Here is a 26,391-nt window from a genome sequence, read left to right on the forward strand (position 1 = left end):
CACAATATTTTAACATTATTTTCGAGATAATATTAGATGAAGAAGATATTTACAGCCTCAGCTTTACTAGTCCAGACTATCACTTTTTCTACCAATCCACCTCCTCCCGGCCTTCCGGATGATCCGGCTACCTTGCCCATTGGATCGTCTATTTCAATACTATTTATGGCAGGCGTTGCATTAGACATTTACAGCATTTCAAAAAGAAAATAAGCCTCTATTTTTTATTCATTATCATCATGCAATCGATACACGTCTCTAATATGGTAAACAAATTACTTTCACTGCTTATCTTGATACCTTTGAATGGTTTCTCCCAGATGTATGTGGGGGCATCAGAACCGGTATACGTCAAAAATCAGGTCCTGTATGTAACGGGAAATATTGATCTGGCCTCGGGATCCAACATTTACTTAAGAAACAATTCCCAGCTACTTCAAGGCACCGAATCGTCCTCCAGCAATTCTGGCACGGGAATCTTGTCAGTGTATCAAGAAGGGACTTCTGATAATTTCGAATATAATTATTGGTGTTCTCCTGTCGGTATTTTAAACGCTACGACAGGCAATTCAAATTTCGGCGTCACATTGTTGAACCGACCAGTGAACGCAACTGATGCGGTGCCAGCGAATATACTTCCCACAGGAAGCTATGACGGCACGGCACTGCCTCTGGCCATTGCCTCTAACTGGATTTACAAGCTTACAAATGCAGGAAGCTATTCCCAATGGAGCTTTGTTGGGGCATCATCTTCAATAGCTCCCGGTGAAGGATTCACAATGAAAGGAACCAGCGGATCGGATCCTGCAGACCCTGAGGGAACAGGAGTTGCCAATAATAACGGAACTGGCGGGCAGCGATATGACTTCAGAGGCAGGCCCAATGATGGAAATATTTTAGTTCCTGTAGCAGCGGGAAATGCTGCCACACTTACAGGCAATCCATATCCTTCAGCACTACATCTAAATGCTTTCCTTCTGGATCCTTCCAACAGCGCCTGTACGCGAGTAGCTTATTTTTGGGAACAGGATAAAACTGTAAATTCTCATTACCTTTCTGCATACAGAGGCGGATATGGCACCTATTCTCCCGGCACTCTGGGAAGCAATGGAATTTACGTTCCCGCAACTTTTAACAGCTACAACAGCGATGGGTCATTGAATACAACGGGAACATCTTCTGGTCTGGTGATCGAACGCAAATACAGTCCGATCGGACAAGGGTTTCTTATAAACGGTAATGCTAACGGACAGGTTACATTTAGAAATTCCCACAGAGTATTTTATCAGGAAGGCGGCGCTTTATCGCAATTTGCTAAAAATTCTACAGACAAAGCCTTACAGACCGATCAAGAAAGCAGCCAGATCTCACACATTAAAATAAATGCCATCATCAATAACGCTTTCACGAGGCAGCTTGCCCTTGCTTTTATGCAGGAAGCAACAGACGGCATTGATCCTGGCATCGATGCACTGAACATGGACGACGCCCTGCCTAATGATGTTTCATTTTGGCTGGAGAACGGGAAATATGTCATTCAAGGCATAAATTTTGACGCTTCTAAAAAAGTACCTATTGCAGTTAAAGCTGATAAGGCCTGCGCCTTAAAGTTTTATATACCAGAAACGGTTAATTTTGATTCTTCACAAAACGTCTATCTACTAGATGAGCTCGATTCTTCCTACCATGACATTAAAAACGGGAGTTATGAGGTAAATGTTGCTCCTGGCGTGTACAATGACCGCTTTAAAATAGCCTTCAAAAGTGAAACATTAGGTACTGGCGAGATATCAAAACGAAATTTCATCATATATCAGGATAACCAGAGCAGAACATTGAAGGCTTTAAATCCGGACCATTTGAAATTTCGCTCTTTTACACTTTATGACATGACGGGAAAAACAGTGCTGAACAAAAAAGGGATACTCCAGCAAGAAGTTTACAATTTTTCAACGGCGACTTTAAGTTCAGGATTCTATATAGTCGTTTTCGTAACTGACGAAAATGAAAGAATCTCGCAAAAAATTATAATTTCCAATTCCGGCAGTTAAAATGCAATTATGCCCCTCCAACTGTTTATATTTTGCGGAATCGCCAAGCCATTATTTCAAACTAACTGATACAACTATGACAGCATTTAAACCTACTAGACAAAATTTTTGCATTTATATTTTATGCCTTCTATTATCTTGCGCTGCCCATGCACAGATCGGAATTGGGACTGTAACACCAAATGCCAGCTCGATTTTGGACATAACCTCCACAACGAAGGGTCTGCTTGCCCCAAGGATGACCACTGCACAGAGAAATGCGATCGCTTCGCCTGCCGATGGCCTTATTGTATATGATACGGATCAAAAAGCTTTCTATTACTACGTGTCAACTACGTCATCATGGATTTTTATAAACAACGGAGTAAGTCCGCGATTAAACTTTAAACGCATACGTTCAACGGATAATTTAGCGACTGTATTGGCTGCTGAACTTGCTGCCGGAGGAGGATCAAAATATGTTTTAACTTCAAACACGCTGTACGAAATCAATGGTACGGTTACTTTCAACTTTCCTATAGAACTGAACAACGCCTACATTCATGGGTTGGACGCCAATGAAGACATTATAGCAAAAACGTCGGGCATTCTTTTTGACGGAACTACAGGAGGCAGTATCAGGAGTGTCACCATTTCTGCTCCTGGGGCGACTGTCTTTAATTTAAATGCGGCATCATCAACTTCCACATTTTTATTTAGAGATTCTATAATCGCTAATTCGGCAAATGTAGGCACGGTATCAGGCTTTGGGCTAGTTTTTGCCAGCATTGTAAATTTTTCAGGCAATACAAACGGTATTACTTATAGCAATATTGGCCAGCTTCTCTTAAGCAATCAGGCATGGTTTAGTAATAATGCTGGAACATATGAAAAATTAACCGGAACATTTAACCTGGTATCGAAACAGGGCGGGTTTTCTAATGTTGCCACTGGCGCTTACGGGTTCGATGTATCTACTCCAGGCCTCTCAATTTCAGGCGACGCTGTTTTGGAATCGGTGGTCTTTACTGGTCCGACACCTGCCAATTACGTACGCCCTTATGCTTCAGGCACTTACTCAGGATACAACTTTAACAACAGTTGGAGTGTTAGATCAGCGGGCATCCCGACCGAAACAGATGCGACTGCTACTGGCGATTTTGCAATGGACTATCCGGTCGGAAGTGGATTAGGGGTGGCCTTTAACAATGCAAATCCCAGCGATATTGTAAAAGTGGGATCTGGCACACCCACTACCGTGTACTCCAATCTATTCAGGTTTTCGACCGATGCCGTTAACCGTCTGAGATACGTCGGCAAAAAGAAAAGAATTTTTCAAATTTCCGGATCCATTTCATTTCAGGTTCCGGCTGCGGGCACCTATATTATTTACATTGCCAAAAATGGAACCATGCTGACCCAGTATAAAATATACGGTAGAGGCGCTTCCACAAATGATATTGTGGTGCTTCCTCTGAACGCTTCCACTGAAATGGTTACTAATGACTATATTGAAGTTTTCGCACAGCGCTACACTGGAAGTAATGGCAATATAGTGGTTCCGAATATGACATTAACAATCAAATAGGTCATTAAGAAAAAATGAAGATTTTGGTTTTTCGGCAGAGACTTAATTGCAAATTGGACTCTCAATACAGCTTTATTTTTGAACTACCATTCCATCATTTATAATGCTTCAGAATTAAGTTTTAAAAACCGCCACCATTTCACGAGAATGTTTAAACATTAAATCGGAATGGTGGCTTTTTAAATATAAGCAACCGCTCCATTCACTCTTTATAGTTTTTAAGCAAGGGTGCAAACTTATAAATCGAGCACTGAATCGTAGGCATGATCCTAAATTACACTCCTCTAATTTCCATTGTTTTCTGAACATGATGGTAAAACTAAGTTTTAATTGATTTAAAATACTCTGCCTGAAGAATCAATATATTTTTTTTTAACGGGTTTTAAAATTCGATGCAAAATTATCCCGAGATTCGACAGAACCAAATTTAGTGTGAATCTGCACTACGACAATGTAGACATGTTAATTATGTAATTGATATAAATAATGATATAAATGTTGTGAAGTTCAACAGCACTACATTTATGGCAATTATTACAGCTAAATCTCAAATCTATTTAACCTAATCAACTATATGAAGCATCTCTACTTTTGGTCATTTGCCGTTTTATCTTATATATCTATTATGCATTCAGCGCAACCATATTTGCCATAATCTACCCACGCAAGAGTAAACATGGCCATGGGCCACCAGTCATAATTGATTTTAATGCAGTTGCGAAACCGGCTGCATTTATTGAAATAAGATCTTTTTTACAGCAATTTCACCTTAACTTCAACCAAATGCCATACACTAACATACTTCAGATTGACGATGATGCTGATGACTGCGACTTTTTTATGGAAGCCCTTCATGCTGTATCCGATGCAAACTATACCTCAGAGAGAAATCCTATGGAAGCGCTTCGAAAGCTGATCCGAAAGGAACTGCAGCCTGATGTCATTTTTCTTGATCTGAATATGCCAGTCATGTCTGGCTTTGAACTCTTGGCAGAATTAAAAAAACAAGACAGCACCAGCAATATTCCTGTAATCATCTTTTCGACTTCACAAATGCTGGAAAATAAAAATAAGGCAGCGAGTTTTGGAGCGGCAGGATACATTTGCAAACCCAGTGATTTTAATGAAATGAAAAAAATCCTAAAAAATTTTACAGCCTGATGTATTCCAGTTTAAAGCATACAGAACAGAAAGACTATTGTCAAAAACTAATGTTTATCATTCATTCGAATTATTAAATAATGGGCATCTGGTGCTCTTGAAAGAAAGAAATGAAACTATCAACCCAAATACTGCTGGCTTTTGCGCTGATTATTCTGCTTTCTGCGGCGGATTCCTACACCAACTACCGTCAATCGTTAAAGGTGCATCTAAATTCACAATTCCTTTCCAAGTCCGAGGACATAATACGCAATTCTAACAAAACCCACAGAGCGGTACTGGAAATGCAGAGCTCTGTTAGAGGGTATCTGCTAACTAGTGACACCGCCTTTCTGCAGCCTTACTATAACGGACTATATGGAGGTTCTGCATACCGCAGAGCAACTCCAAATTTGGTTACATCTTTTCCTGTTGGATAAACTTGGTGAGAATATTAAAGTCTTGAAAGAGGAGGCTATCGCTAAAAAATTCACCTCAGAAACGGCTAACCATCTGGACATACTCCACTGCAGTATCCATGAAATTATAAAAGATTTAGAAAAAGAAAAATAAACTCCAAATAAATATTACCCGCCAAATGCTATAAAAACAATGAAAAAGAAGAAAAGTTACATTCAAAACTAGTTCATTGTTCAGTAGCGCCGCTAAGGAACAAAAGATGATTTTTATCTTTTGTTCCTTTTTTAGTTTATCTAAAAAGAAAGCAGCACTTCAAAGCTAATATTCTCCAATTCATAATTTACTTACTTTTAGGCAACTGCTTTTCATTTTCTTTTCAGAAAAATCAAAAGTTTTATAATGAGGAATCTGTACTGAAAAAAATTGAAGTAAGAAAAAAAAGGGAATAATTCAGTATAACATTAGTCTCTATAAATAAGGCACTTATCTATTTAGTTTCAGATTTGCTTATCCTCATGCGCAAATAAACCTCACAAAAGAAATTGCCCAAAACAAAATCATTGCGGTCATTTTTCGTTTCAAAAAAAATTCCATCAAACAAACAATTATTTGTATTTAGTCTAAATAAATAATAAGTTTGCGGACTAAAAATAAATAACCGCCATGAAATTAACTTTGACATTCCTACTGCTTGCCTTTCTACATATTGGTTCGGCACAAAATGCAAAAATTACCGGAACAATTGTTTCCGAAAATAACCAAGCTGTTTCTTACGCTTCCATATCCTTAAAAAACAGCAAAAAAAATACCGTTTCTGATGATAAAGGATATTTTGAAATTACTAACCTTGCTGCCGGAAACTATACGCTCTATTTCTCTGCCATGGGGTTTACTGCTCTAGAAAGAAATGTTGAATTGCATGAAAATGAAAGCATTGACATTTCTATTATTTTAAATGAAAATATCAATACCCTGCAAACGGTAGAAATTACTGGGCGCAAAGAAAAATCATATCGCAACACAAAATCTTTTATCGGAGCCAAAACAGAAATCGCTTTAAAAGATTTACCACAGGCGGTTTCGTATGCCACTAAAGAATTAATAGCAGATCAGGGATCAATTCGCGTGGGCGAAGTAGTAAAAAATTTCAGCGGTGTAAGCCAGTTTACTTTCTATGATGATATCTCGATTCGAGGTTTTAGAATAAACGGAGGAAGCAATACGCAATTGTTAAATGGCATGCGAACGTCTACTGGATTTTGGAAACAGCCTCTTGCCAATTACCTTGAGCGTGTTGAAGTTTTAAAAGGGCCATCATCGGCTTTGTTTGGAAATGCTTCTCCTGGAGGAGTTTTAAACAGAGTAACTAAAAAGCCTTTGGATCAGGCTGCAAACAGCGTAAGTTTTTCTACCGGAAGCTTTAATACTTTAAGGGCTTTAGCCGATTTTACAGGACCACTGACAGAAGATAAATCGCTCTTATACCGATTGAATTTGGGGTATGAAAATGCCAATTCTTTTAGAGATTTGCAGTTTGACAAAAACATTGTGCTTGCTCCTTCCCTATCATTTCTTCCAAATGACAAAACCAGCGTGAATTTTGATTTGATATATACCAGCTCAAAAAGCATATTGGACCGTGGACAGTCGACCTACGAAAATAACTTGTATTCCACTAAAATTTCAAATTCATTAAACTCAACAAACGATTATTTAAATGAAGAGACCTACATTGTCACAACTTCCTTAAATCATCAATTCACAGACCGTCTATCCTTCTCAGGATCGTATATCCGAACTGGTTATTCAGAAGATCTATTGGAACATCGCGGAGCTAATAAATATGCGTCTGCCGGAGACGGAACTACAATTCCGACTTCAATTGAAATGCAGGTTTTTATGCGTAAACGCAAACGTTACATCGATAATCTTTCAACCTTTTTAAAATATGAAGCTAAAACAGGAGCTTTAGACCATAACTTAATCTTGGGATATGATTATGCGCAAGAACAGGTTCCTGCCGGAGGTTCACAATTGCAGGCAACAGGATATAGAAATGCTGCAAACACAGGGTCAATCGCTACTTATAATCCGAATAACAAAAGCGCTTATTTATTAGATTCTAAAGGAAACCCTGTACCAAACGTGGCACACTTTGATTTGACAAATCCATCTGGTTCACAGCAGTTAAAGGATATGAGCAAATATTTTTATACTGCTCGCCCATTTGATCCCACTTTCTATTCATTGTATGGCGTATATCTTCAGGACCACATCAAGTTTGGCGCATTCCAGGCTTTAATTGGAGTTCGTTATGATGAATATACTGATAAAGAAAACTATAAAAAAGCAACTGAAAAAAAAGTAAAGCAACATTCATTTTTACCACGTTTCGGACTAACCTATACTGTCAATCCAAACATTAATTTGTATGGAACTTATGTAAAAGGATACAACCCGCAGACAGCTTCGTCTTTATCAAACCCAAATGCAGGTGGTCCGTTTGATCCATTAGAAAGCAATATGATCGAGTTTGGAGGAAAATCATCTTGGTTTAAGGAAAAGCTGTTTGTAACTGTAGCACTTTTCAAAATTCAGCAGAAAAATACTTTGTATCCGGCAAATGATCCAACAAATCCAGATTTGATGCGCGCCATAGGAAAAGAAGAATCCAAAGGAATTGAAATTGATGTAAACGGAAATATCACAAGAAATTGGAGTATTTCTGCAGCTTACTCCTATAACGAAGCCGCAATCTCTGAAAGTCCAATTGCATCAGAGATTGGAAGACAAAAACCAAATACTCCTCGCCAGCAGGGGAACTTATGGACACGATATAATTTTACTGATGGAGCCTTAAAAGATTTTGGACTTGCACTTGGAAGCAATTTTGCTACGACACGTACGCTAAGCCAAACTGACACTCAAACGCTTCCTGGCTATACTTTATTTAATGGAGCGCTGTATTACAGCATTAATAAATTTAAGATTCAAGTGAATGCCAATAATATATTAAACAAAAGATACTGGGTTGGAGGCTATGACTTTATTCGTCTGTTCCCTGGCGCGCCCTCAAACTGGCTCTTAACCCTTGGGTATTCTTTTTAGAATCTTAGTAACCTTTGAATATATTTTTTGCCATTTCTTTATATGAATAAAACGTTTAAAAAAAATATTGGCTTTTTACATTTATGGCTCGGACTTACGTCCGGGCTCATTGTATTTATTATAGCGCTTACTGGAAGCATTCTGGTTTTTGAAGAAGAAATCGATGCTTTTATCAATCCTGAGTTTTATAAAGTTTCAGCCATCGGAACAAAAAAACTGCCTGTTGATCTTTATGTTACTTCTATAACGAAAAAATATGCGCTAAGATTAAACCGAATTCAAACGTATGAAGATCCTGCAAGAACGGTCATTGTAACAGGAACAGATGCCACTAAAAACGATCAGATTTTTTCAGTAGATCCATACACAGGAAAAATACTGGCTGCCATTCCTGAAAAAAACAGATTTTTTTCTGTCATCTTAGATCTGCATCGTCATTTAATTCTGGGAGAAGCTGGAAAATTTATTACTGGAATCAGCTGTATTATTTTCGTTTTTATGCTGCTTTCGGGACTAATTTTATGGTGGCCGAAAAAAATAAAAAATCTAAAGCAGCGATTGACCGTCAAATGGAAGGCCTCTTTTGGGATTTTCATTCAAATTTTGGGTTCTACAGTTTCCTGCTTCTTCTGATAATATCTCTAACTGGACTAACATGGTCTTTTAAATGGTTTGAAAGCACCATCTACCTACTGGCAGACGGAACAGCAGAGAAACCTTCGGTTAAAGTAGAAAATCCGACGAAAATAGATCCTAAACTCGATAAAACTTTTTTTTATCAAAACATGCTTTCAAAAACAGAAAACATCTATAAATACAAAGGAGATACACAGATTAGGATTCCATCTGATACCATAAACAGTATCATGGTCATTAAATTGAATCTTGAAAAATCTATTCCAAATATTTCAAGTTTGGCTTATTTTGACAAATACACAGGTAAGCTTTTAAAAATACGTCCTTATGAATCCTTCAGCGATGGCGATAAAGTACGACGCCTTATTTATCCCATCCATACGGGAAGCATCTATGGTCATCCAACAAAAATCTTAGCTTTTTTAGTTTGTTTATTTGCGGCAACATTACCCATTACGGGTTTTCTTATTTGGTTGGGAAGAAAGAAAAAAAAGCACTAATATTTTTTCTGAAAGTACAGATAATTGGTGGTTACGCCTACATCTCGCAATCGTATCTGCGAATTGTTAAACTCAAACAGCTTCCAATTTAAATTTAATTTGGAAAGCGCTCCAGAACTAAAATTTATTTTTACTTCTCTCACACCGTTTTGAATTGTACTTTCCCACTGTCCAGTTTCTGAAACTCCTGCTTTGGTGGCAATTACAGATTTATCGGTTTGAAATATAAAGGTATAGCCACTGTAATTTGAAGTATTGACAGCGCCATCATAAAAATAAGGTATTTCCCAAGAACCTTTTGTAATGGCCGCAACAAAATCTAATGTCACAAGATTATTTTCTGGACAGTAATCTATGGCATATTTAATGGCATTTTCGAACTCAGTATTGTTTGAGATCGATTTTATCTGATTATTGTAATCTACAAATGTAATAGGATATTTTAAAGAAATGTACTGGCTTTCATTTAAATTTTTAATGAAATTAAAAAAAGCCTGATCACTTACTATAGATTGAGAACTCGCTGTCTGGTTAGCGCTATTATAGCTATTAATTGTTATTGGATAATTAATGTTTAGTCCGTTAATTTTGGAGAGAAGATCTGGATAAAGATTCCAGTAATCAATTAAAGTATCAAAATCTGCTTGATTTGGAATTAATTTTTCGATGTAATTATAATACACCATCGTAACAGGAAAATCTATTTTCACAATATCATCATCATAATTGCTGGCGTTGATATTATCCAAAACTTTTTGATAATCGGCTGTGGTATTAACCGCAATCTGCTCATTGTTTACCGTAATGGTATACGGGAGTTTTATGGTGCAATAACTCGATCCGTCAATCATATTATCCTGTACGGTTTTCACCATGGCAACTCTTTGCAGATAAGTAGTAAGAGGAGAAACAGTACTAATTGTTCCCTGCGAATTATTGTTTTCTTCCTCCATTTCACTTTGACAGGAAAACAGTAGGAAGAAAAAAACTGCAATTGATAAATATTTTTTCAAAAGGAACATATTTATGTTTTTACAAAGGTAAATAAATTTTAAAAGAAACTATTTTAAATAACCTAACATCAAGCATTTCATAATTTTCTTCTATAATAAATTATCAAAAACCAATGATATTTTATTCTTCTATAGAACAATCCTCTTTACTTTTACCCTACTTAAATTAAAAACAAATACATTTACGCTGAAAAATTGAAACTCTAAATGCCAGATCAAAACCAATCCAATACATGTGATGAAATCATTTTTTCGTCTTTCTTCAAAAGTCATGCAAAAGCACTTCGAAATTTTCTTTTCTACAAATTCGGAAACGCAGAACAAGCAGAAGATATAACTCAGGAAGCATTTGTTAAGCTTTGGCAACACTGTGCATCTGTCCCTCTAGAAAAAGCCAAATCATATATTTACACCATTGCGAATAACAGCAGTTTAAACCAAATTGCGCACCAAAAAGTGGTTTTAAAATTTGAAAAAAACTTTACGGGTTTGGACAAGACAAATGAAAGCCCGGAATATCTTCTGGAAGAAAAACAATTTCAGGCAAAACTTTTAAAAGCAATCGCAAACTTAAACGAAAAACAGCGCATTGCTTTTTTGATGCACAGAATTGACGGAAAAAAATACAGCGAAATTGCCGAGGAGCTAAACATTAGCGTAAAGGCTGTTGAAAAACGCATTCATGTGGCTTTGTTAAGCTTGCGTAAAGAAATTGATTTGTAAAAGGTAGGGTAAATTTAGTTCCAATTGTTTTAATTAAATAATACGATAAAATGAAAAAAAATCGCTTATTAGCAAAATGGCTCAACGACGATTTGTCTCCGGATGAATTAGCAGCATTTGAGGCAAGTCCCGATTTTGAAAAATATCAAAAGATAAAAAAATATACCGCTCACCTCGAAGCGGGCGATTTGGATGAAAATGCTATGCTGTCTAACATTTTAAGCCAGAAAAAAGCAACGCCAAAAGTAGTGCCTTTATATAAAAAATGGATCTTTAAGGCAGCCGCCATACTTGTTCTTGCTCTCGGAATCACGTTTGCGATGAAAGTTTTTATGCCTCAAACGGAAACTGCCGATTTTGGAAAAAAGACTGCTTTTTCATTACCCGACAATTCTGAAGTGGTTTTAAATTCAGGTTCCGAAATACACTATAAAAAATGGAATTGGGACAACAACAGGCATTTGGAACTAAAAGGAGAAGCCTATTTTAAAGTTGCAAAAGGCAGAAAATTTGAAGTGCAGACCAATCTAGGAAAAGTAACCGTTCTGGGAACCCAATTTAACGTTAAAGCCAGAAAAAACAAGTTTGATGTTGTGTGCTACGAAGGCCGTGTAAAAGTAACTTATTCCAATGCTGAAATTTTATTGACTCACGGACAAAGTGTTCGTTTTGAAAATGGAAAAGAGATTAAAATGACAGTAAGTGCATTAAAGCCAGAGTGGATCGATAACCAGATATGTTTTTATAAAGAAAACATAAGAGCACTTTTAGATGAAGTTGAGAGACAATATAATATTAAAATTGACTTAAACGCCAAAGACACTGTTTCACTCTTTACAGGAAAATTACCAGCTAAAGATCTAAATACAGCTTTACAGATTATCAGTACAACGTATCATTTGGAAGCAAAAAAAGTTTCGCACAACAAAGTAATTTTTGACGAAAAATAAATGTTCCGCCCCAAGCAATTTCATTTTTTGTTTTTTCTCTTCTTTCATATCCTGAATCTTTCTGCTCAGGATAAAGGAAAAGATATGCCTTTCAAAAAAATAATAATTGCTATTGAAGAACAGCATGCTGTAAGTTTTAACTATACTGAAGATAATATTGAAGGTCTTGAATTCAATCCTCCCAAGAAATCACTTTCGTTAGAACAAAAACTAGAATATCTGAGAAAAAAAACCGATTTATCTTTTGAAAATATTGGCAACAAATTTATCAATATCTATAAAAAAGATACAGTTTCAAAAATGATTTGTGGTTATGTTTTATCTGCAACTGATAAAAAACCTATTGAGAATGCTAACATCATTTTAAATAACAAAAATCACTTTACAACCGATTCAGAAGGATATTTTGAGTGCCATAACGAAAGTAAAAATACTTTTGTAATTAGCCACATCGGTTTTGCATCAAAGAGAATTACGGCAGGAAATACAGATGCTAAAGATTGCGTTAAAATTCTATTAGAGCCTGAAATTACAGAATTGCATGAAATAAAAACTAATGCCATTCTGGCTTCGGGCATTTCAAAAAATACTGATGGATCTTTTGAAATTAAACCTAAAAAATTCGGTATTCTTCCTGGCCTTATTGAACCAGATGCGCTACAGACCATGCAACAGATTCCGGGAGTGAACAGCCTTGATGAGAGCGTATCCAGTATCAATGTTAGAGGCGGTACACACGATCAGAATTTATTTCTGTGGAATGGAATACGAATGTTTCAAACGGGACATTTTTTTGGTTTAATATCCGTTTTCAATCCAAATCTTGCTCATACAATTTCGATCTACAAAAACGGAAGTTCTGCCTTTTATGGGGAAAGCGTTTCAAGTGTAGTCGCGATTTCTTCTACTCCAGAAAAAGCAGAAAAAAATTCATTCAGTGCCGGAATCAATATGATTAATGCTGATGTTTACGCCAAGTATAATCTTTCTAAAAAAAGTTATATCGAGATTTCGGCGCGTAAATCGATTACCGATTTTGTGGAAACGCCTACCTATAAAGAATATTTCAACAAAGTATTTCAGAATACTACCATAACTGATTTTTCGCAAAGCCAAAATCTTAATTATAAAAGCGATAAAAAATTTGGTTTTTATGATGCTACGATAAAATATGCGCAAAAAATAGGAATTAAAGATCAAATAATACTTGATTTGATAACCATAAAAGATAATCTGGAAGTCACTAAAAGCGCCGCTTCATACACTATAAATAAATCACAAAACAATACTTTACGTCAGCAGAATTATGGCGCAAACTTGTCATGGAAAAGAAACTGGAATAACTTCAACACTAGCAAAATTAATGTTTACAATTCTTCGTATGAACTTTTAGCCAATCAAAAGACAACTTATGAAAACCAAAATGTAATTCAGGAAAATACGGTAAACAACAATGGAGTTAATGTAGAAAACAATCATATTTTAAATTCTAAATTTACTTTCAGCGACGGTTATCAATTTAATGAAATTGGAGTAACCAATTTAGAACAGGTAACGAATCCTGATTTCTATCGTAAAGTAAAAGACGTTTTAAGGACTCATGCATTAATTTTTGAAGGAAAATATAACGATACCATCACCCGTCTATATTTTAAAGGCGGAATGCGCCTTAATTATATTGAAAAATTTAAGAAATATATTGCAGAACCCAGAATTCAATTGGGGTACGGAATTAACAAAAGTCTAACTTTAGAATTGCTTGGCGAACTAAAAAGCCAAAACTCCCAGCAGATTATTGATCTGCAGAAAGATTATTTTGGCATTGAAAAAAGGCGATGGATTATCTCTAATAACAGCACAATTCCTATCCAAAGAAGCAGACAGTTATCATTAAACTTGTTTTATCAAAAAAACAATTGGCTTCTGGACATCGAAAACTTTTATAAAAAAGTGACAGGAATAACAACCTCAAGTCAGGGGTTTCAGAATCAACTGGAATTTGTGAGAACTACCGGCGATTATGAAATCTGGGGAACAGAAATGCTAATTCAGAAAAAAATAAATCACTTTCTTACGTGGTTAAGCTACACCTACAATGAAAACAATTATGATTTTCGCAATTATGAGTATCCTCGTTTTCCAAACAACTTTGAGCTGACCCATACTTTATCTTGGGCGGGAATTTACGAGAAAAACAATTTCAAGATTGCTTTAGGAACAAAATGGTCTTCTGGAAGACCCAAAACATCTCCAGATTTATCCCGAATTGATCTTTCTAATCCAGAATTGGTCTATAACAAACCCAATAACAGTAATCTGCCCATGTTTTGGCAGGTTAATCTTTCCTCGACTTACAAATGGGAAACCGCAGACGGAATTCAATACAAAATAGGAATTTCAATCTTAAATATTCTCAATAGAAAAAATGAAATCAACGAATATTATAGAATAAATTCTTTAACCAATTCTGTAGAAGAAATCAATACTTTTTCATTGCAAAGAACTCCAAATCTGAGCTTTAGAGTCTCATTTTAACATCACCTCCCTTAAGAGTTCTTAAACTCTTATTCCTTCTTTTTATTTTTTTTTTCAAAAAATCACAATTCTTTGGTAGGGTAATCTGCACCAAGGCTGTTTCACTATAGAATCATCATTTGGTTTGAGACAGTTTTAAAACATTCAAATAGAAAAAAAAGCGGACTGATTTTTTACGCATCAAAAACAAAACAAAACATGAAAAGAAAAAAAACAATAATTGTAACCGCCGTATTACTAGTAATGATTTCTGCCAGCATTTACTTTTATTATGGAGTCATCTTTAAAGAAGCCCGTAATATAGCATCAGAAGCTCCTGATTATAGTGTAACGGCCAAGAAACTTATTGAAGACTATAATGCAGATCCTAAAAAAGCAGATGCATTGTATCTCAACAAAACTATAGAGATAACAGGCAAAGCAACCAAAGAAACCGATTCTGTAATTGTACTTGAAAACACTGTTTTCTGCCTTTTCAAAGAAAAATTGAAAGACAAGATTATCCGCAACAATATAACAATTAAGGGCAAATGCATTGGTTATGACGAACTATTTATGGAAGTTAAAATAGACCAATGCAGTGTTAAATAAACCAACTCAATAATAATTAATTTATGAAGAAAATTCTAGTTCCGTTCTGCCTGTTTTTAGTAACATTGGCCTATTCTCAGGATGATTTACTAAAGAGCCTTGATTCTACTCAGATAGAAGACAGCTATTCTACAGCAACCTTTAAGGCTCTACAGCTCGTAACCTTACAGACCACAAAAATGCCAGCTAAAAAAGAGTTTTATTTTGTGGTTTCGCACCGTTTTGGGTCTGTAAAAGATGGTTTTGACAGTTTTTTTGGACTTGATAATGCTACAACAAAACTGGGAGGAATTTATGGTGTTACAGACTGGCTCTCGGTCAGCCTTTCGAGACATACTTTAAACAAAATGTATGAGATCGGATTGAAGTACCGCATGGCAAGACAAAATGATAATTTTCCTTTGGATATTGTTGGATATAGCGTTGCAGACATTAATACTTTTTTAGAAAAAGACCAATATCCAGGCTTAGAATTTAAACATCGCATGACGTACGTGCAACAGCTATTAATATCCAGAAAAGTCAGCGAAAAATTCTCATTGGAATTAGTGCCATCCTTTATACACAAAAACCTTTACACTCCAGAAATCGAAAGAGACAATCAGTTTTCTTTTGGCGGCGGCGGGCGCTATAAAATCACGAAAAGATTATCTGTCAATTTAGAATACATGCACAATTTTGACAAACCTGACTTTTACAAAAATCCATTGTCTGTAGGTCTTGATATAGAAACAGGCGGACACGTATTTCAATTAATTTTTACCAATTCACAATCCATGAGTGAGAGCGGATACCTAACTAATGCCTCTGGTGACTGGGGCAAAGGAGATTTCTTTTTCGGCTTTAACTTATACAGAGTATTCTAATAATTAAAACAATAAATCATGAAAAAAACAATCGTACTTACAATTTTAATGGCTGTATTTGCAAGCTGTAGTGATTCTGATACAACTCAGGAGATCGAAACACCAACAACTCCAACGAACCCAACGGATCCCACAGGTACAGTTACGTACAATAAAGATGTAAAATCTATTATTGATGCCAATTGCATAAGCTGCCATTCCAGCGGAAGGTCAGCTAGTTTTAGACCTCTAACTACTTTTGCTCAAGTGAAAGCTGCAGTGGAAAGTGCTGGATTATTAGGCAGAATTCAACTTCAAAACGGCCAGCAAGGACTTATGCCTCAAGGCGGCAGAATGTCTCAGGCAAATATTGATATCATAGTAAAATGGAACACCGATGGTTTAAAAGAAAATTGATTGTTATGAAAAAATCATTCATAAATTTCTTTGCATTATTGCTCGTTATAGCCGCAAACACTGGTGGATTTGCACAAAAACTAATTACAAAAACAGGGAATATTAAATTTCAAGCTTCCATGCCATCTTATGAAGAAGTTGCTGCCGAAAGCAAATCAGTGTCAGCTGTTTTGGATCAGACAACAGGAGATTTTGCCAGTCTCGTTCTCATAAAAGGTTTTCGATTTAAAGTAGCGCTGATGGAAGAACACTTTAATGAAAATTATATGGAGTCTGAAAAATTTCCAAAAGCAACTTTCAAAGGTAAAATAGAAGATTTTGACAGTTCAAAAATTACAGCTTCTCCTAAAAATTTTACATTAAAAGGAGATCTTACCATTCACGGAAAAACAAAACCAGTCTCAGTAATTGTAAAAATCTCCAAAGCTCAAAATGGAGTTAAAACCATTGGCTCATTTGAAGTAAAACCTGAAGACTTTGCTATTGAAATACCGAGTCTTGTAAGAAAGAAAATTGCCGACAAAATCGAGATTGAATACAATTTTTTATTGATTAAATAATCTCCTTTAAGAATCAGCTCTATTCAGATTCGAATGAAACATGACGAATGCTCTGTAGGCCGGTGTGAACTTATAGCGCCGGTCTCTTTTTTTAAACCTTAAAATCAAATTAAAATGATCTGCAGAAATTACATTGTTACCGGAGAAGATGTAAATGATTATATGGTTATGGAAGATACCGCATACATTTCATATACCCTCCGATTGTTATATCATTTTTTGTTCAATAACGGATTTTCAAAAGAAAAACTCAACTATATGCATTTAGATTTACAAGAAGGAAATCATGAGTTAGTCTGCCATAAAGATTTGATGTTTACCCAATCTTTTTTAGTTGAAATGAAATATTGCCATATACAAGACAATATCAATTTCAAAAGTTGCTTTTTTGACTCAAAGAATGAATGTTGTGCAGAAGTTATAAAAGAAGTAAAATGGTTTGATCCTATCAGTAAAGAAGTTATCAGAACTCCAAAAAATATTCTCAAGCAATTCCACTATAAAAATATTTCTGCTTAATTAAAAAATATTTGCCGTGTAATCAAACTTTGCATATCACGGCTTTAAATCTAAACGTTTCGAAATAAGCTCCCTTAAACGCGCCTCATGTTCATCTCCCCAATTTCCGATAGCCGAAATTACTGGAATTAGTGTTTTTCCAAAATCAGTGAGACTATATTCAACTTTGGGAGGCACAACAGGGAAAATAACTTTTGAAACCAATTCATGCTCCTCTAATTCTTTCAACTGAATATTTAAAACCCTGCGTGAAGCGTCTGGTATTTTACGTTGCAATTCACTTGGCCTTTTATGGCCTTCATTGATAAACCAAAGCAAACGTATCTTCCATTTGCCGTAAAGCACTTCCCCTATTAGGTCAAGTCCACAATTCAGGTTCGGGATTATTTTTCTTTCATACATATACCAAAAGTAAGCCTATGTACCGATTTATGCAATAGGGGAAAAATTTGTCCCTATCTGAATCGTAATTCCGTACTTGTGAAAAAGTTACATACTTCTGAAATTTGTACAAAAGAAATTTAAATCGAATTAAGATGGATTATCAAAATGAATTATCAGGCAAAATTGCTTTAGTCACAGGAGGCACCAAAGGAGCTGGACGAGCAATCGCAGAAAGACTTTTGCAAGCTGGCGCAACGGTTATTATTACTGCAAGAAACACACCCGAAAAAGAAAACAGCAAACTGCATTTCATTCCTTCGGATTTAAGTAAGGCAGAGGGAACCCAAAAAGTAATCAATGAAATACTGTCAACTTACGGAAGACTGGACATTCTTGTGAACAATCTTGGCTCTTCTGTAACGCCTGCTGGTGGCTTCGCAGCATTAAGTGATGAAGACTGGGAATCAACTCTGCAGGCTAATCTGCTTGCTCCTGTTAGATTGGACAGAGGATTTTTACCACAAATGATAGAGCGAAAAAGCGGTGTTATCATTCACATAGCATCTATTCAAGGCAAACTCCCTCTCTTTGATTCTACTTTGCCTTATGCGGCAGCAAAAGCAGGATTAATTAATTACAGCAAGAGTTTATCAAATGAAGTTACACCAAAGGGTGTTCGCGTGCTGGCTGTATCGCCAGGATGGATAAATACAACAGCATCAACAGCGTGGCTAGGTGAAATTGCGAGAAATTCTAATATTACTGTAGAAGAAGCCCAGCAAGGAGTCATGAATGCATTAGGTGGGATTCCGTACGGCAGACCCGCAGAGCCAGAAGAAGTAGCAGAATTAGTCGGTTTTCTTGTTTCACCAAGAGCCAGCTATCTGACAGGAACAGAATTTGTAATCGATGGCGGCACCGTGCCAACAATTTAATAATCTTAAAACAATAGAAATGAACTTGCCAAAAATAATAGAAGACTTAGTTAATGCACAGAACAGCTTTGATAGCGTTTCTTATGCCAATTGTTTTTCCGAAAATGCGGTGGTATTTGATGAAGGTAAAACACATAACGGAAGACCTGAGATCTTGGATTGGATTGAAGAATCAAACCAAAAATACAAATCAGTGATGAAACCTCTTGAGTGCGCTGAAAACGGGACTGGAATTGTCTTATCAGCAGAGTGCTCCGGTACGTTTCCAGGAAGTCCGATTACATTAAAATTTCATTTTGATATTGCTGATGGATACATTCAGTCTTTAAAAGTAACAGGATAAGAACTAAGAAGCGATTGATTTGCAGAAATCATTAAATAACAAAGCGCCAGTTTTCAGAAGAAAATCGGCGCTTTGTTATTCACGCAAAATTTTGCTGTTTTAAGGTTTTATTTTATTAATTAATTGCTGTTTTCTAAACTGAAAAATTGAACCGACAGCAAAGAACAGCAATAAGACAAGAAGCGTATTGCCAATTACAGGATCTTTGATATCCTTCGCTAGCGGATGCCCTAATGGAATTCTAGTAAAAGTTTCATTAACAGTTGGAACCAGAGATAGAAAAAAACTAAAAGACAACCAGAAGTTCTCAAAATAACGGGCTCTGGCGCTGTTTTTTCTTTTCGAATTAAGGAAATAGGCGCCCAATATCAAAAAGATTATAAAAATAGAAAAGGCATGCCCTGGATTAAATCCGCCGTGTTTGGAGATCCCCAATGAAGTTAATGAGGTGACGATTGTTCCGTAAAAATATATTTTGCCGGATAATGTGTTCAAATTAATTTTACCATATCTGATAAAATCTGCCACTGCAGCTACGACTGCGGCAACACCTACGATTGTGTGAAAAATTCCTAAATTTGACAATCCCATTTTTTATGTTTTAAATTTGTTTGAAAATACACAGCAAATTTCAGACAGATCAAAAGGAATGTTTTTGCCAAATAGTCCAATTATTTGGCAATTTGGTTCAAAAAAAAACATCTTAGATAAATCCTAAGATGCTTAAAATTTTAAAAAAAATATATTCTACAATTGCTGACTATTGTTTAGTTTCTGCCGATAATTTGTTGGACTGACATGGTATTTGCTAGTAAAGCTTTTTGTAAAATTCGCCAAGTCATTAAATCCACAGTCAAAAGCTATTTCAGTAATACGCTGATCAGAAATCTGAAGTAATTCGGCGGCTTTTTCCAGCTTTTTCACTTTAATATAATTGGCTGGAGTATCATGGTATATTTTTGCAAATTCACGCTTGAATGATGATACACTCAAATTATTTTGCTGCGCTAGTTCTTCGATAGTGAGCTGTGAAAATAAGTTTGCTTCTATGATTTGCTTGAAAGTATAAGTCGCAGGAGAAAAAAGCTGTGATAATATGAGCTGGATTGATTCTGAATTTTGTGTTTGGGACAACAGAAGTATAATTTCTTTTACCTTCAGCACCAAAATATCCTCGCTGATCAGAGATGGATTTTCAAAATAAAACAATAAACCTTCAATATACTTTTGAATCAAAAAATCACTGTTTATTATTTCACTTGATTTATTGGATATTGCATTCTTAGGTTTTTGAAGCAGCTGCGGGAGCTCCCTTTCGTATATTTTTTTTAATATCTCAGGATAAAACGTTACGATTACAATTTCACAATTGCCGTTTTGATTTGAATTACGCATCTGCTTCCCGGAATCTATACAATTCAGCAATAGCGAATACTCGGTTGCAACCTTTACTTGCTCATCATCGAACTGATAAGAAATCTCTCCAGCTTTAACATATAAAAAACAAGCCTGTTCCGTTACTGGAAAATCAAATTTAAACGGCGGCGCTAATTCGATTTTCTGAATTAGCGTTTTGCCATATAGATCGTGTTTTTTATAGTCGGTTATCATGAATTTTATTTTCCCCTTTACACTGATATTTAAATACCGGCTGCACCCTTTTCAGAGTTATTCTCATTAACTGATAACAAAAGTAGTAAAAAGCACCTTCAAGTTTCAATACGAAAACGACATTATAACTTTTATCGATCTTAAAATATTTTGTTCCATTTTTCCTTCTATGCTGCCAATTTCTTCAACCTATCATTTAGTTTTCTTTTCTACTACAAAAACTGACTCTGCGTATGCATTTTTTGTTCCATCTGTGAGATTATTGGCTACGCCGTTTATCCACAATTTTGCTACATATCGATCTGAATCATTTTCTTCATATCCAGCTATGTAAATGTTATTATTGTATACCATAACCGCATTGGCATCTGCATTATTTGCTCCATCTGTAATACTTGTTGCCTTGCCGTTTATCCATAATTTTAGTACACTTTTTTGGTTAATGCTCTCGTTTCCTACCACATAAACATTTCCTTTTTGAACAAATACAGAAGATGCAACAGAATAATTTGTGCCGTCAGAAAGGTTTTGGACTTTCCCATTTTTCCATAACTTAGCGATATATTTATCGTTTTCAATTTCATAGCCCGCAACATACACGTTGCCATTTTCTACAAATACAGAAAGTGCATATGCATTATTGAGACCGTTTGTAAGGCTTTGTGGCGTTCCATTTTTCCAAACTTTTGCCACGCTTTTACTGCCATTATTTTCATTTCCGCAGATGTACACATTTCCTTTATCAACATAAAATGAGTTGCCATCTGTATCATTTTTCCCATCTGTAATATTAGAAGAAACGCCATTTTTCCAAACTTTTACAATATAATGAGAATCTCCAAACTGTTCTCCTAAAATGTAAATCGTCTTATCGTCGACTATTATCGATTGAATGTGAGCCGTTTTTTTGCCATCGGTTAATTTTTGAATTTTCCCGTTTTTCCAAATTGCGGCTACATATTCTTCGCCAGACATAATAGAACCTCCAACATATATATCATTGTTATGCACAAAAACCGAATTTGCATCAGAATAATGTTCTTTCTCTTCTAAGTCTATGTTTTTTCCATTTTTCCATAATTTCGCAACGTGTTTCATGCCCACTTCATCTGCAATTTCTTCTATAGAACTTTCAAACTTGCTGTCATTATATTCGTATCCAGCAATATAAATATCGACCTCATTCGAAGTTTTGTCTTTTGCAATTGGAATTTTGCTCGTATTACAGCTTAAAAAAAGTGTCGCAAATAAAGCGGTTATTATAATTTGTATATGATTTAGATTCATTCTTTATTTGATTTAAATAACTATTTTACAAATATTCCTGATAAAAGCAAATTTTCGTCAAAAACTAGCGATACTTCGTATGATGCATTTTTGATGATGATGTAATTTGCAAAACGTAATTCACCTTCATTCTTTATCGTTTTTACAATTGTTTTTTTATCCAGTATTTTTAATGCATCTTCAAATTTCATTCCTGCTTTTAGACCATTTTCAAATGAGATTTCAACTTTTTTCAAATCATTTAGCAAATAGCTTTTCATACTGTTTGCTTTTTTATTTTCAAGATCTTTCGGATTGACTTTAAAATAGAAGTAGAAATCATGATATTCATCCTGATACATAATCTGATTCATTTCTCCAGAACTGCCATTAATTTCTTCTATCCGCTCAAAATTTTTGCTGATTGGAGATTTCAAAAAATCCTCTTCGCTTGATTTTCCAACGATTAGAGTGTTTAAATGCCAATTTCTATCGATTTTTACAACTGGTTTGTTTTGAACATCTTCAGGTTTGGTACTATTTTTAATTAATTCTTTGGTATATTTTTCGTTATCGCAACCTCCAAAATCGATTAATCCATTAAAGATGTCCCAATAGCAAGTTTTGGATAAATTTGTGCTGTTTAAAATAATAAGCCGGTCATAATCTGGCGCGAAGAAAATGTATTTGTTTTCTTCTTTTACATTCCAATATAAACCATTATCTGTATTTGGATTTTTTGTACCCTTGCCGTATTGCAGCTCTATTTTCTTTAAGATTTCCGATTTCAAATTCGGATCTTCTATTGCTATCCTTACTCCGTAAATATTACTTTCTGCTTTAAAATTCCTTAAAGCATTCTTTAATTCGTTTCCGTTTTTAATTCTCTCTAAATCAATGTGAGCACCACCAAATCTTGAAATGCTATCTGTTCTAAGTTTTTCTGAGTTTATTTGAAAAATAATTTTTTGCTCATTCAGATCGATTCCATCAAAAGTATACTTTTGAGATTTTTCTACTTCAGCAAATAAACAAAACGGATACTCAACCGTTTCAACGCCAACAAGTAAACTATCATTAAATTCTATCAGATTTATTAAAGGTTCATCCAATTTTAGTTTTGATAAATCTATTTTTTCTGGTTTAGTGCAGGAAATCATAAATGGTAAAATGGCAAGTAAAAATAAATGTATTTTCATAAACAAATTATAAAGTATAAGAATCAATATCAATCAAAATATTCAAGAAAATCAGAATTTAAAACTGCATCCAAAACAACAAAGTGTCAAAATTAGATCTTTTATTGCTTTTGTTAAGATGTTTTGTTTTATCCTTTATTTTGAATTTCGTAATTCTAGTGTAAAATACTCAGGTTTCATAGCTGTATTTTTATTACGATTAAATTATACGTAAACTAAATCTCACTACAAATTTTCAAAAAAAGATAAAGAGAATTGAAGCAGATATAAATTAGCCAGAAACAATTCGATATTTGTAAAGAACTTTTATAAATGCGTATTCTTAACCAATTAAACTTCGAATTTCCAAATATTATGTCTAAAGAAGTTTCAATTATTCTTCAGATTGTAACATCCGTACCTAAGCCTACAATTACACTTTTCCTCTAGTGCAATGGCCTATTTTTCAGCTTTCTATAGAGTTTCAATATTAATTTGATTCGGGCATATTATATAAATCCAAAATATAATCCTGTAAAATCGCCATTACCTGCTTTGCTACTTTTAGCTTATTTAAAAATATAAAAATCAAACAATGGAAAATAAAAACACGATAACAAGACGTTCAGCCATTACAGGAATGGGGGCTATCTGCCTGACTACTGCTTTTACGCCTGTTCTTGGTGCAGATTTTACAGGAGACGAAAAAGCAAACATCCTTCCGGAAGATCCTAAGACAAAATATCCTCGTCCGCCTTTCAAAGAGCAGAAGCAACCTTGGCCAGGACTTGTAAGCAAAATGGATCCCCGTCCCGACCACGGTGAGAAAAGCTATAAAGGATCTGGCAGACTTAAAGGCCGTAAAGCGCTCATTACAGGTGGAGATTCAGGCATGGGTAGAGCCGCAGCAATTGCCTACGCCAGGGAAGGCGCAGATGTTGCCATCAACTACTATCCAACGGAAGAGGAGGATGCAAAAGAAGTCATCCAGCTCATCAATGCAGAAGGAAGAAAAGCTATTGCCATTCCTGGGGATTTAAGAGACGAAAGCTTTTGCAAATCGCTGGTGGAGAAAGCAGTTAAGGAACTTGGAGGATTAGATATCGTTATTAACAATGCTGCCAGACAGCAAACTCACGACTCCATCTTAGACATTTCCACAGAAGATTTTGATGCGACAATTAAAACCAACATCTATGCCCCCTTCTGGATTATAAAAGCTGCACTTCCTCATTTAAAGCCAGGCTCGTCGATAATAGGAACAAGCTCTGTTCAGGCTTATGCTCCCACCGAAGATCTCTATGATTACGCACAAACCAAAGCGGCAACCACCAATTATATTAAATCATTAGCCAAACAGCTTGCTCCAAAAGGAATACGAGTGAATGGCGTCGCTCCAGGTCCTGTGTGGACGCCGTTGCAAGTAAGCGGCGGTGCCACAATGGAGAAGCTTAAAAATTTTGGAGGACAGACACCAATGGGAAGGCCAGGACAGCCCGCAGAGCTGGCTTCCATTTATGTGCAATTGGCTGCTGAAGATGCCAGTTACGCCACTGGACAGATCTACGGATCCAGCGGTGGGGAAGGAAATCCTTAATTACACCTACAAGCTGGACATAGTCATAGAAAAAATCAACCGCAATTACTCAAAAGAATAAAAGATTAGAAGTAAACCACTATATCCGATACTTATGAAAGCTGTCATACTGCTGGCCACCCTCAAAAACAAAGGCCTTTCCAATACAGAAACGCTTACGGAATTCTTCTGCGGTTTTCTTTCAAAACAGAAAATCGAATTTGAAATCATTAGACTTGCGAACCATAAAATTCTTCCTGGAACCTATATACATCTGGAACAGGAGGATGACTGGCCTGCCATTTATGGAAAAATCCTTAAGGCAGAGATTCTGATCTTTGCCACCCCAATCTGGTGGAACAATCATTCTTCTGAACTCCAGCGCTGCATTGAGCGACTTGATGAAGTGTTTGACATCATCAATTCTGGAGAAAATTCTCCTCTAGAAGGCAAAATGGGAGCCGTTATTGTAACTGGGGATTCAGATGGTGTGGAGCATATAACTGGAAATATAGCCAATTTTTTCACCTGCACCGGCCTTACCCTTCCTCCCTACGCTTCTTTGGGTGTAATCTGGGAAGGTCACAGCAAAGATTCCAAAAAAACAAAAGCCGAGCTTCTCGATTATTATGCTAAAAATTACAGCAAGGATGCTCAGTCTATGGCAGAGTCTCTGGCAAAAGCTTTAATAAAATAAAAATGAACTCAAATCAAATAGCGGTTCGCAACACAGAATATTTAGCGCATCATATGAAAAAGCATAGCATCCATATTGGAACTTCAGGATGGTCCTATAAACACTGGCATGGTACTTTCTATCCCGAAAACCTAAAGGCAAAGGATGAATTTTCCTATTACCGCAATTACTTCACGGCAGTGGAAATCAACAATACATTCTATAGGATGCCCACCGATGAAACCTTTGAGAACTGGGAGAGACAAGCTCCAGCGGATTTTGTGTATGTCATCAAAGCCAGCCGATACATTACACATATGAAAAAGCTTCATGATCCCAAGGAGAGCCTTCTTATCTTTATGGACAAAGTAAAGCTTTTAGAAAAAAAACTGGGCGCTATACTATTCCAGCTGCCTCCATCCCTTGGTGCCAATCTCAACTTGTTGGAGGATTTTCTCATAGCGCTTCCCGCCCACAACCGATATGCCTTTGAGTTCCGCAATAAAGAATGGAATATGCCTGAAGTATATCAGCTTCTTGAAAAATACAATGCCGGCTTCTGCATATATGAACTTGCCGGCTACAAATCGCCACTGCAGGTCACCGCAGATTTCGTTTATGTCCGGCTGCATGGGCCAGCTGCCGAAAAATATCAGGGCAACTATACCGAGAGTACTCTTGAGCAATGGGCTGAGATAAGCCTAGAATGGCTAAAAACCAAAGATGTATTTATTTTTTTTGACAACGACCAGATGGGATATGCAGCATTTAATTCCCTAAAGCTAAAAGAGCTTATCGAACAGAAAATGCTGTAAAAACAACGCTTCTTTACCTTTAAATTAAAGCT

General features: G+C 35.9%; 24 protein-coding genes and 1 pseudogene. 19 read left to right on the plus strand and 6 right to left on the minus strand.

The window, feature by feature from the left end; genetic code table 11:
* Nucleotides 1-263: 263 nt before the first annotated feature.
* From GR162_RS06660 to GR162_RS06685, 6 genes and pseudogenes are all read left to right on the plus strand, one after another.
* Nucleotides 264-2,051, plus strand: coding sequence for a T9SS type A sorting domain-containing protein (locus GR162_RS06660; RefSeq protein WP_160781471.1), 1,788 nt, complete (start codon nt 264-266; stop codon nt 2,049-2,051).
* A 76-nt stretch (nt 2,052-2,127) separates the two neighbouring features.
* Nucleotides 2,128-3,618: a hypothetical protein gene (locus GR162_RS06665; RefSeq protein WP_160781472.1), complete on the plus strand. Its 1,491-nt coding sequence runs from the start codon at nt 2,128-2,130 to the stop codon at nt 3,616-3,618.
* Between the two features lie 783 nt (nt 3,619-4,401).
* Entirely contained in the window at nt 4,402-4,779 is a 378-nt protein-coding gene (locus GR162_RS06670) for a response regulator (RefSeq protein ID WP_160781473.1), read from the plus strand.
* 110 nt (nt 4,780-4,889) lie between these two features.
* The gene (locus GR162_RS06675; RefSeq protein ID WP_237421300.1) at nt 4,890-5,198 is read left to right on the plus strand and encodes a CHASE3 domain-containing protein; all 309 of its coding nucleotides are present in this window, start codon (nt 4,890-4,892) and stop codon (nt 5,196-5,198) included.
* A gap of 643 nt (nt 5,199-5,841) precedes the next feature.
* Nucleotides 5,842-8,286, plus strand: coding sequence for a TonB-dependent receptor (locus tag GR162_RS06680; protein WP_160781475.1), 2,445 nt, complete (start codon nt 5,842-5,844; stop codon nt 8,284-8,286).
* Nucleotides 8,287-8,328: 42 nt separating this feature from the next.
* Nucleotides 8,329-9,422, plus strand: a pseudogene (locus GR162_RS06685) (PepSY-associated TM helix domain-containing protein).
* Here GR162_RS06685 and GR162_RS06690 read toward each other — a convergent pair.
* A complete protein-coding gene (locus GR162_RS06690) occupies nt 9,419-10,444 on the minus strand; it encodes a hypothetical protein (protein WP_160781476.1) in 1,026 nt (341 codons plus the stop codon). The pseudogene GR162_RS06685 and the gene GR162_RS06690 overlap by 4 nt on opposite strands.
* Before the next feature lie 198 nt (nt 10,445-10,642).
* Here GR162_RS06690 and GR162_RS06695 point away from each other — a divergent pair, with 198 nt between their 5' ends.
* The 8 genes from GR162_RS06695 (at nt 10,643) to GR162_RS06730 (ending at nt 17,575) form a co-directional block, all read left to right on the plus strand.
* Complete coding sequence (locus tag GR162_RS06695; protein WP_160781477.1) at nt 10,643-11,158, plus strand: RNA polymerase sigma factor; 516 nt, start codon at nt 10,643-10,645, stop codon at nt 11,156-11,158.
* Nucleotides 11,159-11,208: 50 nt separating this feature from the next.
* Complete coding sequence (locus GR162_RS06700; protein WP_160781478.1) at nt 11,209-12,108, plus strand: FecR family protein; 900 nt, start codon at nt 11,209-11,211, stop codon at nt 12,106-12,108.
* A gap of 84 nt (nt 12,109-12,192) precedes the next feature.
* On the plus strand, nt 12,193-14,643 hold the full coding sequence (locus tag GR162_RS06705) for a TonB-dependent receptor (protein WP_237421301.1): 2,451 nt from the start codon (nt 12,193-12,195) through the stop codon (nt 14,641-14,643).
* A 198-nt stretch (nt 14,644-14,841) separates the two neighbouring features.
* A complete protein-coding gene (locus GR162_RS06710) occupies nt 14,842-15,234 on the plus strand; it encodes a hypothetical protein (protein WP_160781480.1) in 393 nt (130 codons plus the stop codon).
* Nucleotides 15,235-15,257: 23 nt separating this feature from the next.
* On the plus strand, nt 15,258-16,100 hold the full coding sequence (locus GR162_RS06715; RefSeq protein WP_066034776.1) for a DUF5777 family beta-barrel protein: 843 nt from the start codon (nt 15,258-15,260) through the stop codon (nt 16,098-16,100).
* Between the two features lie 18 nt (nt 16,101-16,118).
* Nucleotides 16,119-16,496, plus strand: coding sequence for a cytochrome c (locus GR162_RS06720; protein WP_008463644.1), 378 nt, complete (start codon nt 16,119-16,121; stop codon nt 16,494-16,496).
* A gap of 5 nt (nt 16,497-16,501) precedes the next feature.
* Nucleotides 16,502-17,056, plus strand: a complete 555-nt coding sequence (locus GR162_RS06725) for a YceI family protein (RefSeq protein ID WP_202393911.1) — start codon at nt 16,502-16,504, stop codon at nt 17,054-17,056.
* A gap of 114 nt (nt 17,057-17,170) precedes the next feature.
* Nucleotides 17,171-17,575, plus strand: coding sequence for a hypothetical protein (locus GR162_RS06730; RefSeq protein WP_160781482.1), 405 nt, complete (start codon nt 17,171-17,173; stop codon nt 17,573-17,575).
* A 36-nt stretch (nt 17,576-17,611) separates the two neighbouring features.
* Here the strand turns inward: GR162_RS06730 and GR162_RS06735 are convergent, their stop codons facing one another.
* Complete coding sequence (locus GR162_RS06735) at nt 17,612-17,977, minus strand: helix-turn-helix domain-containing protein (RefSeq protein WP_160781483.1); 366 nt, start codon at nt 17,975-17,977, stop codon at nt 17,612-17,614.
* Nucleotides 17,978-18,111: 134 nt separating this feature from the next.
* Between GR162_RS06735 and GR162_RS06740 the strand changes: the two genes are divergently transcribed.
* Nucleotides 18,112-18,894, plus strand: a complete 783-nt coding sequence (locus tag GR162_RS06740) for an SDR family oxidoreductase (protein ID WP_008463639.1) — start codon at nt 18,112-18,114, stop codon at nt 18,892-18,894.
* Nucleotides 18,895-18,913: 19 nt separating this feature from the next.
* Entirely contained in the window at nt 18,914-19,237 is a 324-nt protein-coding gene (locus GR162_RS06745) for a nuclear transport factor 2 family protein (protein ID WP_160781484.1), read from the plus strand.
* A 99-nt stretch (nt 19,238-19,336) separates the two neighbouring features.
* Here GR162_RS06745 and GR162_RS06750 read toward each other — a convergent pair whose 3' ends face one another.
* From GR162_RS06750 to GR162_RS06765, 4 genes are all read right to left on the minus strand, one after another.
* Complete coding sequence (locus GR162_RS06750; protein ID WP_160781485.1) at nt 19,337-19,828, minus strand: hypothetical protein; 492 nt, start codon at nt 19,826-19,828, stop codon at nt 19,337-19,339.
* 156 nt (nt 19,829-19,984) lie between these two features.
* Complete coding sequence (locus GR162_RS06755) at nt 19,985-20,848, minus strand: AraC family transcriptional regulator (protein ID WP_160781486.1); 864 nt, start codon at nt 20,846-20,848, stop codon at nt 19,985-19,987.
* Nucleotides 20,849-21,040: 192 nt separating this feature from the next.
* Nucleotides 21,041-22,135, minus strand: a complete 1,095-nt coding sequence (locus tag GR162_RS06760; protein WP_160781487.1) for a hypothetical protein — start codon at nt 22,133-22,135, stop codon at nt 21,041-21,043.
* Nucleotides 22,136-22,155: 20 nt separating this feature from the next.
* Nucleotides 22,156-23,313, minus strand: coding sequence for a hypothetical protein (locus tag GR162_RS06765; protein WP_160781488.1), 1,158 nt, complete (start codon nt 23,311-23,313; stop codon nt 22,156-22,158).
* 574 nt (nt 23,314-23,887) lie between these two features.
* Between GR162_RS06765 and GR162_RS06770 the strand changes: the two genes are divergently transcribed.
* The 3 genes from GR162_RS06770 (at nt 23,888) to GR162_RS06780 (ending at nt 26,359) form a co-directional block, all read left to right on the plus strand.
* The gene (locus GR162_RS06770; protein ID WP_160781489.1) at nt 23,888-24,889 is read left to right on the plus strand and encodes an SDR family oxidoreductase; all 1,002 of its coding nucleotides are present in this window, start codon (nt 23,888-23,890) and stop codon (nt 24,887-24,889) included.
* 94 nt (nt 24,890-24,983) lie between these two features.
* On the plus strand, nt 24,984-25,565 hold the full coding sequence (locus GR162_RS06775) for a flavodoxin family protein (RefSeq protein ID WP_160781490.1): 582 nt from the start codon (nt 24,984-24,986) through the stop codon (nt 25,563-25,565).
* A 2-nt stretch (nt 25,566-25,567) separates the two neighbouring features.
* Nucleotides 25,568-26,359 carry a DUF72 domain-containing protein gene (locus GR162_RS06780; protein WP_237421302.1) on the plus strand — a complete coding sequence of 264 codons (792 nt, stop codon included), beginning with the start codon at nt 25,568-25,570 and terminating at the stop codon, nt 26,357-26,359.
* The last annotated feature ends 32 nt before the right edge of the window (nt 26,360-26,391 follow it).

It is taken from the genome of Flavobacterium sp. HBTb2-11-1, from assembly GCF_009826975.1.
In the GTDB taxonomy this organism is placed as follows: domain Bacteria; phylum Bacteroidota; class Bacteroidia; order Flavobacteriales; family Flavobacteriaceae; genus Flavobacterium.